Here is a 13551-nt window from a genome sequence, read left to right on the forward strand (position 1 = left end):
TGGTTTATGGCAACTCCCGATTCTCAAGCGCAAATTAAAGTTTATCAACAAGATCCAGCTGAGCTAAAAGCATGGATTAAAGCGCAGGCTTTAGAATTGGGTTTTTCTGATTGTGTCATTGCCAAACCGGATGCTCAAGCAGAATTAGCACGCTTACAGGAATATCTGGATCGTGGTTATCATGGTGACATGAAGTTTCTGGAAGAGAATTTGGAAAAACGTGCCAATCCCACTTTGCTAGTTCCCGGCACACGCAGCATTATCTGTGTGCGTATGGATTATCTGGTCGAGGTACCAGAACCACGTTATATCTCTTATGCACCCAACTCTGCCATTATCGCGCGTTATGCCCGTGGCCGAGATTATCACAAAACCATGCGGGGTCGCCTGAAAACTCTGGCGACAAAAATCCGGGAAAAAGTCGGAGATTTTGAATCACGCCCATTTGCCGATTCTGCGCCCATTTTTGAAAAATCGCTGGCTGAAACTGCCGGTATGGGCTGGACAGGGAAACATACCTTGCTGATTCATAAAACATCAGGCTCATTCTTTGTTTTGGGTGAACTGTTTACTTCACTCGAACTGCCCTTTGATGAACCCGCGACTAAACATTGTGGCTCCTGTACCGCCTGTATCGACATCTGTCCGACTCAAGCGATTGTCGAACCGTACATGCTGGATGCACGACGCTGTATCGCCTATCTGACGATCGAATATAAAGGCATTATTCCAGAAGATTTACGACGCGGAATTGGCAACCGTGTTTTTGGTTGTGATGACTGCCAACTGATTTGTCCCTGGAACAGTTTTGCCCAAGTCACCTCGATAGAGGATTTTCATCCGCGTCATGGTCTGGATCAGATGAGTTTACTGGATTTATGGCAATGGGATGAAGCCACCTTTTTAAGTGCGACTGAAGGCAGCCCGATGCGTCGTACAGGTTATCAAAGCTTTATGCGCAATGTCGCCATTGGTTTGGGCAATGCGCCCTTTGATGGGCAGATTATTCAGGCTCTTCAGCAACAGCGTAATCAGCATGATGAAATTGTGCAGGTACATATCGATTGGGCCGTTCAAGAACAACTGGCAAAATCCAGCTAATTTTCTCTCACTATTGAAATATATTTCAACTTTACCTAGATTCACAGTTTCACTTAAAAGCCTTACACACCCGTGTTTCAGACTATGGCATAAATAAAAATAGTCAGAAATGAAGTGGAGGAAAGATGATGTCATCAAAAAATCCAAATCAAGAACTGCTTGAGCAGCTTCAGCATGACCAGCAGAAGCAACAACAACAGCAGCCGCAACATGGCCCGATTAATTCCCCAAAAAACAATCAGCATGAACAGGATCAGCGCGTGTTTAACAAGCAGCACCGTAGTGATCTGCATGGCCAGGATATTCATGGAAATCACAGTAATAAATAATCTGGCAACTGAAAAAATAAGCTCACCTCGTGTGGGCTTTGCCATTTATATAAGGTCATATTTTGCTAGTGAAGCAAAAGCTTATTTTTATTAAGATGAACCGAATGATAAATAAGCACAGATAGGGAAAGAGATGAACAGTAGTGATGCGGTACGTAATGATTGGTCACGTGAAGAAATACAAGCTCTATATCAACAGCCTTTAATGGATTTAGTGTTCCAGGCGCAACAGGTTCATCGTGAACATTTCACTGCGAATACCGTTCAGGTGAGCACCCTGCTTTCGATTAAAACCGGTAAATGTCCTGAAGACTGTAAATACTGTTCACAATCAGCGCATTATGATTCCAAACTGGAAGCTGAAAAACGCATTGCAGTCGATAAAGTGATTCAGGAAGCCAAACAGGCGCTGGCATCAGGCAGTTCACGCTTTTGTATGGGGGCTGCATGGCGCAACCCGCATGAACGCGATATGCCTTATGTGCTGGAAATGGTACGTGAAGTTAAAGCACTCGGTCTGGAAACCTGCATGACACTGGGGATGCTAAATGGATCACAGGCTGAACGCTTGAAAGATGCAGGACTGGATTATTACAACCATAATCTGGACACTTCTCGTGAATACTATTCACATATCATCAGCACGCGTAGCTTTGATGATCGTCTGGATACTCTGGATCATGTGCGTCAAGCTGGTATGAAAGTCTGTAGTGGCGGTATTGTGGGTCTGGGCGAAAGTCGTGATGACCGGATTGGTTTGTTATATGAGCTTGCAACTCTGGTAATTCATCCTGAATCTGTGCCGATTAATATGTTAGTGCCGATTGAAGGTACACCGATGGCAGATGTAGAAAAACTGGATGTGATTGAGTGGATTCGTACCATTGCAGTAGCACGGTTGTTGATGCCTAAAAGCTATATTCGCCTTTCTGCAGGGCGTGAATCCTTAAGCGATTCGGATCAGGCTTTGGCATTTATGGCTGGTGCCAATTCTATTTTCTCTGGTGAAAAACTGCTGACGACCCCTAATACATCCCAAGGTCGAGATCAGCAACTTTTTGCAAAATTAGGTTTAGTTGCAGAACAGCCAAAACCGAGTGTTCGCAGTCTGGCTACAGATGCCATGGCAAGCTAACAACTGTTTAACTTGATGAACTTGCAGAAAAGTTATGTGCAGTAATTAAAATACCATAACGGGTATTCAGATAATCTCCGACTCGGATTTGATCTACTCCATTAGCATGATGCACCATCAGCGCTTGCGTGACTGCATCATAACTAAAGGAGTCATAACTATCTTGATGCAGGCTGAGCCAGTGCAGCGTATCTGCCAGCTTGCTGTCTACGATATAGGTATCTGCATGAAAATCTTTACTCATATGCCTGTTCATCGTGATGAAATTTCCCTTTAATTTTAACGGAAATTAGCCCATAACAAGCATAAAAAAAGTGAGCCATTGCTCACTTTTCTTGCAAAAACTTTAATCCTTATTCGTACCGCACTTACGACACTCCCTGTGTTCCCCGATCTCTTGCATTTGCTCATACTCATAAATATGCAAACAAAACAATTTTCTTAAAAGCTGAAGCATCATTGAAACTCCTGTTTAATCATTTTTTTAATACGCTTCTTAAGATATTCCGTCCTGAAACATCATGATTTTTGACTAAAAAATCATCTCATATTAATTAGCATAATTTTTTCAGTTGTAAAATGCATTTCATCTACTTTTCACTTTTTTTGCAGATATTCTTTGAACTACATCACAATTATTTCATAAATATGAACTTTTTTTTTGATTAAAGAAGATGTTTATGGAATTTAGATAACAAAAGTAATATCTGAGGGAGATGCTTTTTTATTAAGCTGGTAACGAAGAATCTTTATTGAAAGGCAAACTAGAAAAGTTCATTATCAGTGGAGGCAACCCATTTTAAGTCCTTCGAGATAAGAACGACGATCAATTAAGTGAATTGCTTACTTCAGATTTCATAATATCCAAAAACAAAAAACCCCTTACGATTAATGCACGTAAGGGGTTGTTTTATATGGTGGGCCCAGACAGACTTGAACTGTCGACCAACGGATTATGAGTCCGCTGCTCTAACCAACTGAGCTATAGGCCCTATATGCTGAAAACTTTATTTATCAATAAGTTCAGGCGTCATGAATACTAGCTAAGATTTTTTGGAAAGACAAGTGCTTTTATAACTGCTTGAACATTTAGGCAGCAATCATGGGCGACTTGTCTTAGTCAAAATTCAGTTACTTAAGACTTCAGTATAGGAGGCATATAGAAAAATGAGATACATGCTGCATCATTTAAGATAAATGAGCCTGTATCTTGAATTTAATCCGGTTTACTAAGCGTAAAACTGATAGATTTAAGGTCTTAGTATATCTATAAGGTATCAAAATTCTTTATTGCTCAGACACGAATGTTAAATGAATAGCCGTGAGCTAAAGAAGATAGAATGACTAGAATTCAGACTTCATTTCTTCGTCTTTATGTAAATCTTGCTTAATTTCGATCAAAGACCATACAATTATAAGCGCAAAAATCAATAGGGAGACTACGAAGGCTGTCATGTACGTCATACTTTTCAATCTCAGAGTAGAAAGAATAAGAAAATAGAAAAGACCTGTATCAGTCTTCTTCTTCGACAAAAGTCTAATAACTAAAATGTGCTCTGGATAGTCATTTTTTCATCATTTTAAGACTTTTTTTGTATCTAATGATATTTTTAAGATCTTAATATTGTTTTATTTATATATATTAACTCTTAATCTTGCAGCTTAAAAAGATGAATAAATCATAGATTTTTACATTATTCGCTGATTTTATTGGAAAGCCTATTGACTGTATGGGCGAACAAGATGAAATTATGCAGTTCTCTACATACAGCTTTTACTTCTCCGTACTTATGCTAAATAAATTCCTTGGCGAATCTGCATTTAAACTTGCAGGTTGGCAATATCATGTCGAACCAGATGTGCTTGAAGATAAACAGGTTATTATTGGATTTGAACATACCTCAATGATGGATGCGGTACTGTCAATTGCTCTGTTCCAGATTTACGACCTCAAGGTTCATACCTTAATCAAAAAAGAATTATTTAAAGGACCTTTCAAACCGCTATTAAACGCTGTTGGTGGTATTCCGGTTGACCGCAAGGCCAGTAAAGATATCGTGACCCAGATGGTGGAACATTTTCAGAACAATGAAAAGTTCAATCTGGTCATTGCTCCCGAAGCGACACGAGCCAAACAGGGTGAGGCACGCAAACCGATCCGTACCGGTTTCTGGCATATTGCCAAGGCTGCCAATGTACCGATCGTGTTGTTATACGCCAATTCCAGAACCAAGCAAGGTGGCATTCTTGGCAAGATCTATCCGACAGACCTTGCGCATGACCTGGCTTTGATCAAACAACTGTATAAAGATAAGGTTGGTCTGGATATCGTTATTCCTGAATAAGCTTTTAAAAAAGAAAAGCACGGACATAATCAGCGATTCGGCTGTTTATGTCCAAGTCATTTGTCCATATCAATGTATCAATAGAATTATAAATCCCTGTATCCTCTTTCTATTTTTCCTCGATATTGCACTTTTTTTGTTTTTATCCTGAAATCTCAAATCCAGGCACTTTTTTTTAAAAAAACGCTTATGGTAGAATTTCGGCATTCTGATAGGCATACAGCCAATCTACAAGGAGCATAGTTCGCATGGCGGGTCATTCCAAGTGGGCCAATATTAAGCATCGCAAAGCAAAACAAGATGCGAGTCGTGGTAAAGTTTTTACCAAATACATTCGTGAATTAACCACTGCTGCAAAGCTTGGTGGTCCAGATACTGCAAGCAACCCTCGTCTACGTGCTGTGGTTGAAAAAGCATTATCAGTGAATATGACACGTGACGTGATCAACCGTGCCATTCAACGTGGTGCTGGTGGCGAAGATAACGACGACCTGAAAGAAGTGACCTACGAAGGTTATGGTGTAGGTGGTGTTGCGGTTATTGTTGAAACCATGACTGACAACTTGAACCGTACTGTGCCTGACGTACGTCATTGCTTCTCTAAAACTGATGGTAACCTAGGCACTAACGGTTCGGTGGCATTCCTGTTCACGAAACGTGGCGAGATTACTTTTGAAGATGTTTCTTTGGAAGATCAAATCATGGAAGTGGCATTAGAAGCAGGTGCGGAAGACATCGAAGTCACTGAAGATGAAATCCTGGTGATTACTACACCTGAAGCTTTCGGTGATGTTCAAGATGCTTTAACTGCTGCAGGTTTAAAATCTGACAATGCTGAAGTGGTGATGAGTGCTTCAACCAAAGCAGAAATCACCGACATCGATCAAGCAAAAAAAATCATGAGAATGATTGATATGCTTGAAGATCTGGATGATGTACAAAACGTGTATACCAACGTTGAATTCTCAGATGCCGTTTTAGCAGAACTCGATGCTTAAATATTTTTGATTCAAAAAACGCACCTTAGGGTGCGTTTTTTATGGCTGTCTCTCACCCTCGCCTTTGATTAAACTTTATTGAGTAATCCGCTACAGTTAAAGACATTATATTCTTTAATGACAAAGCTGGAATGCAGTGCAACCACATGCTCAATTTTTCCAATCCGCTTGAGCAGGATTTCACTATAATTTTCCATATCCCGCGCCACGACTTCGACAATAAAGTCCGCAGACTGACCGGTGACCAAAAAGGCATTAATCACTTCGGGAATACTTTCCAGTTCTTCCAGAAATTTAGCAAAAGTATCACTATCATGTTTGCTTAAGGATACCTGCAACAGCACATGCAGACTGAAACCTAATTTTTGGTAATTGATTTCACGTTTTAAGCCACTGATAATATTATGATCGATTAAGTGTTTGATCCTGCGATGCACCGAACTCACAGATAAATTCACCCGCTCGGACAGTTCATTCAGATTGACATCTTCATGGGTCAATATTTCTAGAATATGTTTATCGAAACGATCCAGTTCCATTTTTATACTCTTATATCAATAATCAATAGATGCAGAAAATTTTGCGCCATCTCTGTTATACAATATTTATTTATTTTTCACAAAATTTTCATATTCTGAAATTTTTTTCCAAATTCAATCTCATTTTATAAATACGGTTTTCAGGATGGTTTCAATGACCGTTAATCGCATTAATTCAAAATATGACCAATGGTATTTTTAATTAAATCTTTATTTTTAAATTATTTAAATTTGGTAAACATGGCAACAGATAGGCTATTCCTCTCAGTCCCCACACGACTTAACCGTCCATCTTTTACAAGTGTATAGAAATAGATTAAAACAAAGGCGCTTTAAAAACAAAAATAGCGCATTTCAAAAATATTACACAAGGAACGGTTATGGCTTCTAAACTTTTAAGCTTGATAAAAACAAAAGTGAGTCCTGTTTTAACCGTCGAAACCCAAACGAAGAGCTTACTGGGCGGCTTATTCGGTGGAACGACATCAGGTACCCTCACCAATCTTATTGGCAATCTCACCGGATCCAATACTCAACCTTCGGTCAGCTCATTATTAAATAATCTCCTTTCTGGAAGCAGCCTGAGTACGACAAATCTCAGCAATTTATTAACTCAGTTGTCTGGTTCGAATGTCTCAAGTCTAAATATTCAAAGCCTGATCAGTAGCTTAACCCAATCCAATGGCGGTAGCTTTAATATTACCCAGGTCACCAACTTATTAAAGAGCTTAATGGGGAGCAATAGCAGCAGCCTGGATCTTGAGACTATTTCTAAATTGGTGGGCGGCTTATTGGGCAGCAGCACTGGCAATATTGATATTGGTAAAATTTCTCAACTGGTCGGTGGTCTGATCGGCGGTTCAAGTAATATTGATATTGGTGCGATTGCAGGGCTGGTCAGCAACCTGATTGGTGGCAATGGTGAAATTGATATTGCGCAAATCGCTCAACTGGTTAGTGGCCTGATCGGCGGTTCAAGCAATATTGATATCGGTGCAATCGCGGGTCTAGTCGGCAACCTGATTGGCGGCAATGGCGATATCGATATCGCACAAATCACTCAGCTGGTTGGTGGCCTGATTGGTGGGTCTAGTGGATTAGATGGCGTAGATATCGGTGCGATTGCAGGGCTGGTCGGTAACCTGATTGGCGGCAATGGTGAGATTGATATCGCACAAATCGCTCAGCTTGTTGGTGGCCTGATCAGTGGGTCAAGTAATATTGATATTGGTGCCATTGCGGGTCTGGTCGACAACTTGATTGGCGGCAATGGCGAGATTGATATCGCACAAATCGCTCAACTGGTGGGTGGCCTGATCGGCGGTTCTGGCGGTTTAGGCGGCGTAGATATCGGTGCCATCGCGGGTCTGGTCAGCAACCTGATTGGCAGTAATGGTGAGATTGATATCGCACAACTTGCTGAATTGGTCGGTGGTCTGATCGGCAGTTCTGGCGGATTGGGCGGCATAGATATTGGTGCGATTGCGGGTCTGGTCGGCAATCTGATTGGCGGGAATGGCGAGATTGATATCGCACAAATTGCTGAATTGGTCGGTGGCCTGATTGGTGGTTCTGGCGGATTGGGCGGTGTAGACATTGGTGCGATCGCTGGTTTGGTCGGCAATCTGATTGGTGGTAATGCAGGCAATGAGTTTGATCTTGGTGCTATTACCGATTTAATTAGCGGCTTTGTAGGCGGAAATGCAACGGGTGGTTTTGATGTCGGTGACTTCACTGACTTACTGAGCGGTCTGATTGCGAATGGTTCAAATGGCATAGACTTGGGTGGGTTATTGGGTAATCTGAATCTCGGTAGCGATCTGGATCTGGGTGATATGATCGAAGGTATTTCCTCTGCTTCAAACGGCTTTGACTTAGGCAGTATTGTCGAAGGTGTTGGTCAGTTGGTTGGTAGTGGCTCTTCGATTGAACTACCTGACCTCGGTGATCTTATCCAAGGGGTGGGCGCGACTGATTCCAATATTGATCTGTCTGCTCTCCTGCCTGGCATCAAAGATACGATTCAGAATATTGGCAGTGGCGGTTCTTCATCCGGATTTGATTTTGGTTCACTCCTCAATAATTTTACTAAAAATATTGATATCGACCAGACTAATCCTTGGGGTTAATCATAATCTCATCAAAAAAACGCGCTTCATGCGCGTTTTTTAATTTTGAAAGTAGCATTTAAACTTATATACCACGCCAGTCTACCCGTGCATTGCGTTCGGTTCGGTAAATACGACAAATATATTCACCCAGTGGTAGCTCATTCAAATACTGCTGATAGTCACGATATTCTTCGGACAAGGTTTCAAAATTTTCTTTTTCCCACGGCGTACCTGGAATCGCCAAAAGCGGTGCCAACATGGAACAGACTGCAATATCCGCCAGACTTAAACGATTTCCGACAAAATAATGCCCACCTTGGCTGACCAGCATCTGATTGAGCTGCTGTACCGCAACATCAATATGCTGTTTGGATTCCGCCACAGTTTCTTCATTCAATGCATAACCCTTGGCCACCATCGCTTTCAATAAAGGTTTAGAAAATTTTTCAAACTGGCGCAGATAGCCCTGCTCACCAATTAAAATATCCAGAGATTCATGATCAGAAGTCAGTGCTTGAGACAGCATCCAGCGACGGACATGACGACCCAATTCCAGGGTAATTTCATTAATCGCTAAAGCTTTATTTCGAAAATATCCTTCTGCGTGCAGTAAACGATGTTCTGGATAAGTATCATCCAGATACAGAGCAATCTGGGTGGAATCTGCGATCCATCCATCCTGATCACGCAAAATAGGCAGACGATTCTGACCTGTTTTCAGGCGGGCAAAAGCGCGGTGTACCCCGGGTATCAGATTGTGAGCAACATAGTACAGCTCTTTATGGTCCAGCATCCAACGTGCTTTTTCGCAAAAGTGAGATAAAGGAAACTGGTATAAAGTTCGCATGTATGCTCCATGTTTATCGTTATTGGATCAGGGCGTGTAGGCCGCCGTTTTATTCAGATACTTTAGTCACTCACTTTTAGAAAAACAATGTGATTTTTATTCAAAAGTAAAATACTGGCTGATTATTCCTCTATGGTTGGTGGACTCACGATACATCCCGGAAAGCTCAGCGAGTCATTTTAAGTCGCCAGAAGCATTTGATTGCAATAAACCACAAGCACATGACCTGACTTTAGTCATGCTTTCATGTAAAATCGGGGGCAATTTTTATATAACGCTTTTGTGAGTTATTTCATGGGTTTTAATTGCGGTATTGTCGGCTTGCCGAACGTTGGTAAATCTACACTTTTCAATGCCTTAACCAAAGCTGCTATTGCTGCAGAAAACTTCCCTTTCTGTACGATCGAACCAAACACCGGGATTGTACCTGTTCCTGATCCACGTTTAGACAAATTGACTGCAATTGTTAAACCGCAACGTGTTATTCCGACTTCTATGGAATTTGTAGACATCGCAGGCCTGGTAGCGGGTGCTTCTAAGGGTGAAGGCTTGGGTAACCAGTTCCTGGCCAACATTCGTGAAACTGATGCAATTGCTCACGTTGTGCGTTGTTTTGAAGATGAAAACGTCATTCATGTGAATGGTCGTATTGATCCACTAGATGACATCGCTACGATTAATACCGAACTTGCACTTGCAGACTTGGATGCTGTAGCCAAAGCGATTACGCGTTTGACAAAATCTGCCAAGGGTGGCGACAAAGAAGCGCTTGCCACTAAAGCTGTTCTGGAAAAAATCCAGCCTTTACTGGATGAAGGTAAACCGGCTCGCGCAGCGGACCTAGATGATGACGAACGCAAGCTGGTACGTGGCTTTGGTTTAATGACGCTTAAACCAACGATGTATATTGCCAACGTTGCTGAAGACGGTTTTGAAAACAACCCGCATTTAGATGCAGTCAGAAAATTAGCCGCTGAAGAAAATGCGATTGTGGTTCCACTTTGCAACCAGATTGAAGCTGAAATTTCATTGCTTGAAGATGAAGACCGTGCTGAATTCCTTGAAGCAATGGGCATGGAAGAACCGGGTTTAAATGTGGTCATTCGTGCAGGTTATTCATTACTGGGCCTACAAACTTACTTCACCGCGGGCGTGCAAGAAGTTCGTGCCTGGACCGTAAAAGTTGGCGCAACTGCACCACAGGCAGCAGGCGTGATTCATACCGACTTTGAAAAAGGCTTTATCCGTGCAGAATGTATCGCTTATGATGATTTCGTGCAGTACAACGGCGAAGCCGGTGCGAAAGAAGCAGGTAAATGGCGTCTAGAAGGTAAAACTTACATCGTTCAGGATGGCGATGTTTTACACTTCCGTTTTAACGTTTAAGTCGTTGCTGTTTGAAAAAGCCCCCTTCTTGGGGGCTTTTTTTATTACTTTTAAAAAGAGGATTCATACGTATAACAACCTTTCTGAAAGCGCATAAGATCAACACATATTAAAAATAATGATAACTATTCTCATATATAAATATTAAATTAGGGCGTATCTTAAATCTAATGAAAAATAACCTAACTTCATTCTCTCAAGGAATCCTGCCAATGAGCTACACCTTGCCTGCACTACCTTATGCTTATGATGCGCTAGAGCCTCATATCGATAGCAAGACTATGGAAATTCATCATAGCAAGCATCATCAAACCTATATCAATAATATCAATGCAGGAATAGCGGGCACAGAATGGGAAGATTTATCGGTCGAAGCCTTAATTAGCAAATTCAATGAAGTGCCCGAGCAACTCAGACAGAACGTGATCAACAATGCTGGTGCACATGCCAATCATTCCCTGTTCTGGACAGTGATGAGTCCAGACTGCGGTGGTCATCCCGAAGCTGAAATTGCCAAGGCAATCGAACATGAATTAGGAGGATTCGAGGCATTTAAAGAAGCGTTTACCCAAGCAGCGCTTAGCCGTTTTGGTAGTGGGTGGGCCTGGTTAAGTATGGCGCCAGATCAAACGCTTATTGTGGAAAGCAGTGCCAATCAGGATTCTCCGCTGATGCATGGCAATATTCCCCTTTTAGGTCTGGATGTCTGGGAACATGCTTATTATTTACAATATCAAAACCGTCGTCCGGAATACATCTCGGCTTTTTTCAATGTTGTGAACTGGAAAGAAGTAAATCGTCGTTATTTGGAAGCATTAAACACGCTTTAAATCTTTGAGGAGATCGACCATGTCTACACGTACAATGATTCAACGCATGATTGGCAGCACACTCCTGATCTGCGGTGTAATGGTACTTTTATTAGAACATATGTGGATGCCCTATTTTTAAAGCTTATTTTGCTAAAAAAGCCAGTCATTCAGACTGGCTTTTTATAAGTACATTTAAATGGGCAAAGGTTTATTGCATATTGGCAATTGCAGTACCTTTTTGCTTAGGATCGGTATTTCCGAGTGCAGGATGGGCAATGGCATTCTGACATTGCAGTTTATCCCGCTCATAATCCGCCTGTTTTTGTTGCAGGCTGTTGCCATTTCCCATGGTCGTCCGCGCCCAGATTTCCAGACTGGTCAAGGCTTTACGACACAGGGCATATTTGCCTTCGGTTACCGAATCAGTCATTTTGACATTAATACGCCAGTCTGTACTCAATTTACGTGCTGGTTGACGTACCTGTGTTTCCAGCTGATCCACTTCTTTATTATAGACCAGAGGATCCACTTCATTGATCAGTTGCCATGCGGCATTGGCATAAGTCGTCGCATCATTAGTCAGTTTAGGTGCCGGTTTAATTTCTGGCTTATCAGTCGATTGACTGTCATTCCCACACGCTTGTAACAATATTGCCGTGCTTATTAAAGCAGCAATCAGCATCGCACGTGTCTTGAACATCCACATATCAGGCTCGCCAATTTAAACATTTCGGCACTATGCTATTAAATTCACGTAGAATACACAATCTTCATTTGACCCATCGTTCAACTCTCCTTCAAGGTGTGTCGTGTCTGAACCGAATCAACTCGCTACGCAACCTGCTGGCTTCTGGCAAGGTGCAAAAGATAGCCAAGCGATTATCTTCACTTATTTACCAGTGTCGTTTGCTTTTGGTGTGTCAGCTACTCAGTTTGGCTTTACCGCTTGGGAAGCACTGTTCCTGTCCTGTTCGATGTATGCAGGTGCCAGCCAGTTCCTGGTAGTTGCGCTCTTAGGCAGTGGTACATCTATCTGGATGACAGCATTGACCGTGATTGCCTTGGACATTCGTCATCTGCTCTATGGCCCTGCGTTACAAAATCTGATTCAAGACCGGCTGAATTTAAAGAAAACGGCAATCTGGTCTTGGGGTCTGACCGATGAAGTCTTTGCCTCCGGCATGATCAAGCTCTCGCAACGGCGACAGGAATGGTCAGAATCCTGGATGCTCGGTTTAAGCCTGTTTAGCTGGATGTCCTGGGCACTCGGATCTTTCCTCGGTGGCTTATTTGCCGATCAGGTCAGCAACCTGCCGCAATTCTTGCAGGCTGCACTAGACTTCCTGTTACCTGCGCTGTTCCTGAGTTTCTTGTTGGCAGCCTTTGAGAAAAAACACACTTTTGTTGTAGCTGTCACGATTCTGGTTTCTGCGATTGCCTGTTATTTTATCGACTTGTCTGCCGCGATCTTTATCGGTATCAGTTCCGGTATTTTTGCCGGCCTGTTCAAACACTATATTTTGAAGCAGCCAGATCCTGAGCACGCAGGAGATCAAACATGAATCTAGAGATTATTCTGGTCGGGATTTTAGTCGGAATTGCCAATTTCGCCTCGCGCTTTGGTCCTTTTTTTGTCATTCAAAAATTTCAGCAAGGTTCGCAAAAACGCGGAGCATTGTGGCTAAAAATTGCCTTGGGTTCAATTGGCATTGCTGCGATCAGCTCCATGTTGGTAGTTGCTACCCTGCCACCTTTATTAGAAACGCCGAATAAAAGTTTTGCGATGCTGGTTGGCTTTATTGTGCTCACGGTTTTGTACTTTAAGTTTAAACGTATTGTGATGGCGACACTGACCGCAGCGCTCACCTATGGCCTGGTTTACACCTATGTTCCAGTACCCTTTTAAGCTTTAACTCGTTGATCAATCGAAACAAAGACTTATGCTAAA

At 42.1% G+C, this 13551-nt stretch carries 14 protein-coding genes and 1 tRNA gene; 10 read left to right on the plus strand and 5 right to left on the minus strand.

The window, feature by feature from the left end:
- Positions 1-6: 6 nt before the first annotated feature.
- The 3 genes from queG (at position 7) to bioB (ending at position 2565) form a co-directional block, all read left to right on the plus strand.
- Positions 7-1101 (plus strand): tRNA epoxyqueuosine(34) reductase QueG, encoded by a 1095-nt coding sequence (queG, locus tag WFH18_RS00715; protein WP_004731511.1) that lies wholly within the window; start codon positions 7-9, stop codon positions 1099-1101.
- 125 nt (positions 1102-1226) lie between these two features.
- Positions 1227-1430: a hypothetical protein gene (locus tag WFH18_RS00720; RefSeq protein ID WP_004278929.1), complete on the plus strand. Its 204-nt coding sequence runs from the start codon at positions 1227-1229 to the stop codon at positions 1428-1430.
- A 133-nt stretch (positions 1431-1563) separates the two neighbouring features.
- Positions 1564-2565: a biotin synthase BioB gene (bioB, locus tag WFH18_RS00725; RefSeq protein WP_004731515.1), complete on the plus strand. Its 1002-nt coding sequence runs from the start codon at positions 1564-1566 to the stop codon at positions 2563-2565.
- Positions 2566-2572: 7 nt separating this feature from the next.
- Here bioB and WFH18_RS00730 read toward each other — a convergent pair whose 3' ends face one another.
- The gene (locus WFH18_RS00730) at positions 2573-2809 is read right to left on the minus strand and encodes a hypothetical protein (protein ID WP_017397818.1); all 237 of its coding nucleotides are present in this window, start codon (positions 2807-2809) and stop codon (positions 2573-2575) included.
- Positions 2810-3480: 671 nt separating this feature from the next.
- Positions 3481-3557: transfer RNA gene (locus WFH18_RS00735), tRNA-Ile, on the minus strand.
- A 798-nt stretch (positions 3558-4355) separates the two neighbouring features.
- Between WFH18_RS00735 and WFH18_RS00740 the strand changes: the two genes are divergently transcribed.
- Positions 4356-4910, plus strand: a complete 555-nt coding sequence (locus tag WFH18_RS00740; protein WP_026056524.1) for a 1-acyl-sn-glycerol-3-phosphate acyltransferase — start codon at positions 4356-4358, stop codon at positions 4908-4910.
- A gap of 248 nt (positions 4911-5158) precedes the next feature.
- Complete coding sequence (locus WFH18_RS00745) at positions 5159-5908, plus strand: YebC/PmpR family DNA-binding transcriptional regulator (RefSeq protein ID WP_164543054.1); 750 nt, start codon at positions 5159-5161, stop codon at positions 5906-5908.
- Between the two features lie 68 nt (positions 5909-5976).
- On the opposite strand, the gene WFH18_RS00750 is transcribed toward WFH18_RS00745, so the two are convergent.
- On the minus strand, positions 5977-6447 hold the full coding sequence (locus WFH18_RS00750) for an Lrp/AsnC family transcriptional regulator (RefSeq protein WP_004645518.1): 471 nt from the start codon (positions 6445-6447) through the stop codon (positions 5977-5979).
- 380 nt (positions 6448-6827) lie between these two features.
- On the opposite strand from WFH18_RS00750, the gene WFH18_RS00755 reads away from it, so the two are divergent.
- The gene (locus tag WFH18_RS00755) at positions 6828-8576 is read left to right on the plus strand and encodes a beta strand repeat-containing protein (protein WP_005265734.1); all 1749 of its coding nucleotides are present in this window, start codon (positions 6828-6830) and stop codon (positions 8574-8576) included.
- A 64-nt stretch (positions 8577-8640) separates the two neighbouring features.
- Here WFH18_RS00755 and WFH18_RS00760 read toward each other — a convergent pair whose 3' ends face one another.
- Positions 8641-9405 carry a glutathione S-transferase family protein gene (locus WFH18_RS00760; RefSeq protein ID WP_164543055.1) on the minus strand — a complete coding sequence of 255 codons (765 nt, stop codon included), beginning with the start codon at positions 9403-9405 and terminating at the stop codon, positions 8641-8643.
- A gap of 294 nt (positions 9406-9699) precedes the next feature.
- Between WFH18_RS00760 and ychF the strand changes: the two genes are divergently transcribed.
- A complete protein-coding gene (ychF, locus tag WFH18_RS00765; RefSeq protein WP_004645523.1) occupies positions 9700-10791 on the plus strand; it encodes a redox-regulated ATPase YchF in 1092 nt (363 codons plus the stop codon).
- A gap of 212 nt (positions 10792-11003) precedes the next feature.
- Positions 11004-11621, plus strand: coding sequence for a superoxide dismutase (locus WFH18_RS00770; RefSeq protein WP_164543056.1), 618 nt, complete (start codon positions 11004-11006; stop codon positions 11619-11621).
- A 190-nt stretch (positions 11622-11811) separates the two neighbouring features.
- Here WFH18_RS00770 and WFH18_RS00775 read toward each other — a convergent pair whose 3' ends face one another.
- Positions 11812-12309 (minus strand): hypothetical protein, encoded by a 498-nt coding sequence (locus WFH18_RS00775; RefSeq protein ID WP_005265740.1) that lies wholly within the window; start codon positions 12307-12309, stop codon positions 11812-11814.
- A 103-nt stretch (positions 12310-12412) separates the two neighbouring features.
- Between WFH18_RS00775 and WFH18_RS00780 the strand changes: the two genes are divergently transcribed.
- Positions 12413-13165: an AzlC family ABC transporter permease gene (locus WFH18_RS00780; protein ID WP_005265741.1), complete on the plus strand. Its 753-nt coding sequence runs from the start codon at positions 12413-12415 to the stop codon at positions 13163-13165.
- Entirely contained in the window at positions 13162-13509 is a 348-nt protein-coding gene (ygaH, locus tag WFH18_RS00785; protein ID WP_004278941.1) for an L-valine transporter subunit YgaH, read from the plus strand. Before WFH18_RS00780 ends, ygaH begins: the two co-directional genes overlap by 4 nt.
- Positions 13510-13551: the final 42 nt, after the last annotated feature.

It is taken from the genome of Acinetobacter sp. USHLN143, from assembly GCF_037145695.1.
In the GTDB taxonomy this organism is placed as follows: domain Bacteria; phylum Pseudomonadota; class Gammaproteobacteria; order Pseudomonadales; family Moraxellaceae; genus Acinetobacter; species Acinetobacter fasciculus.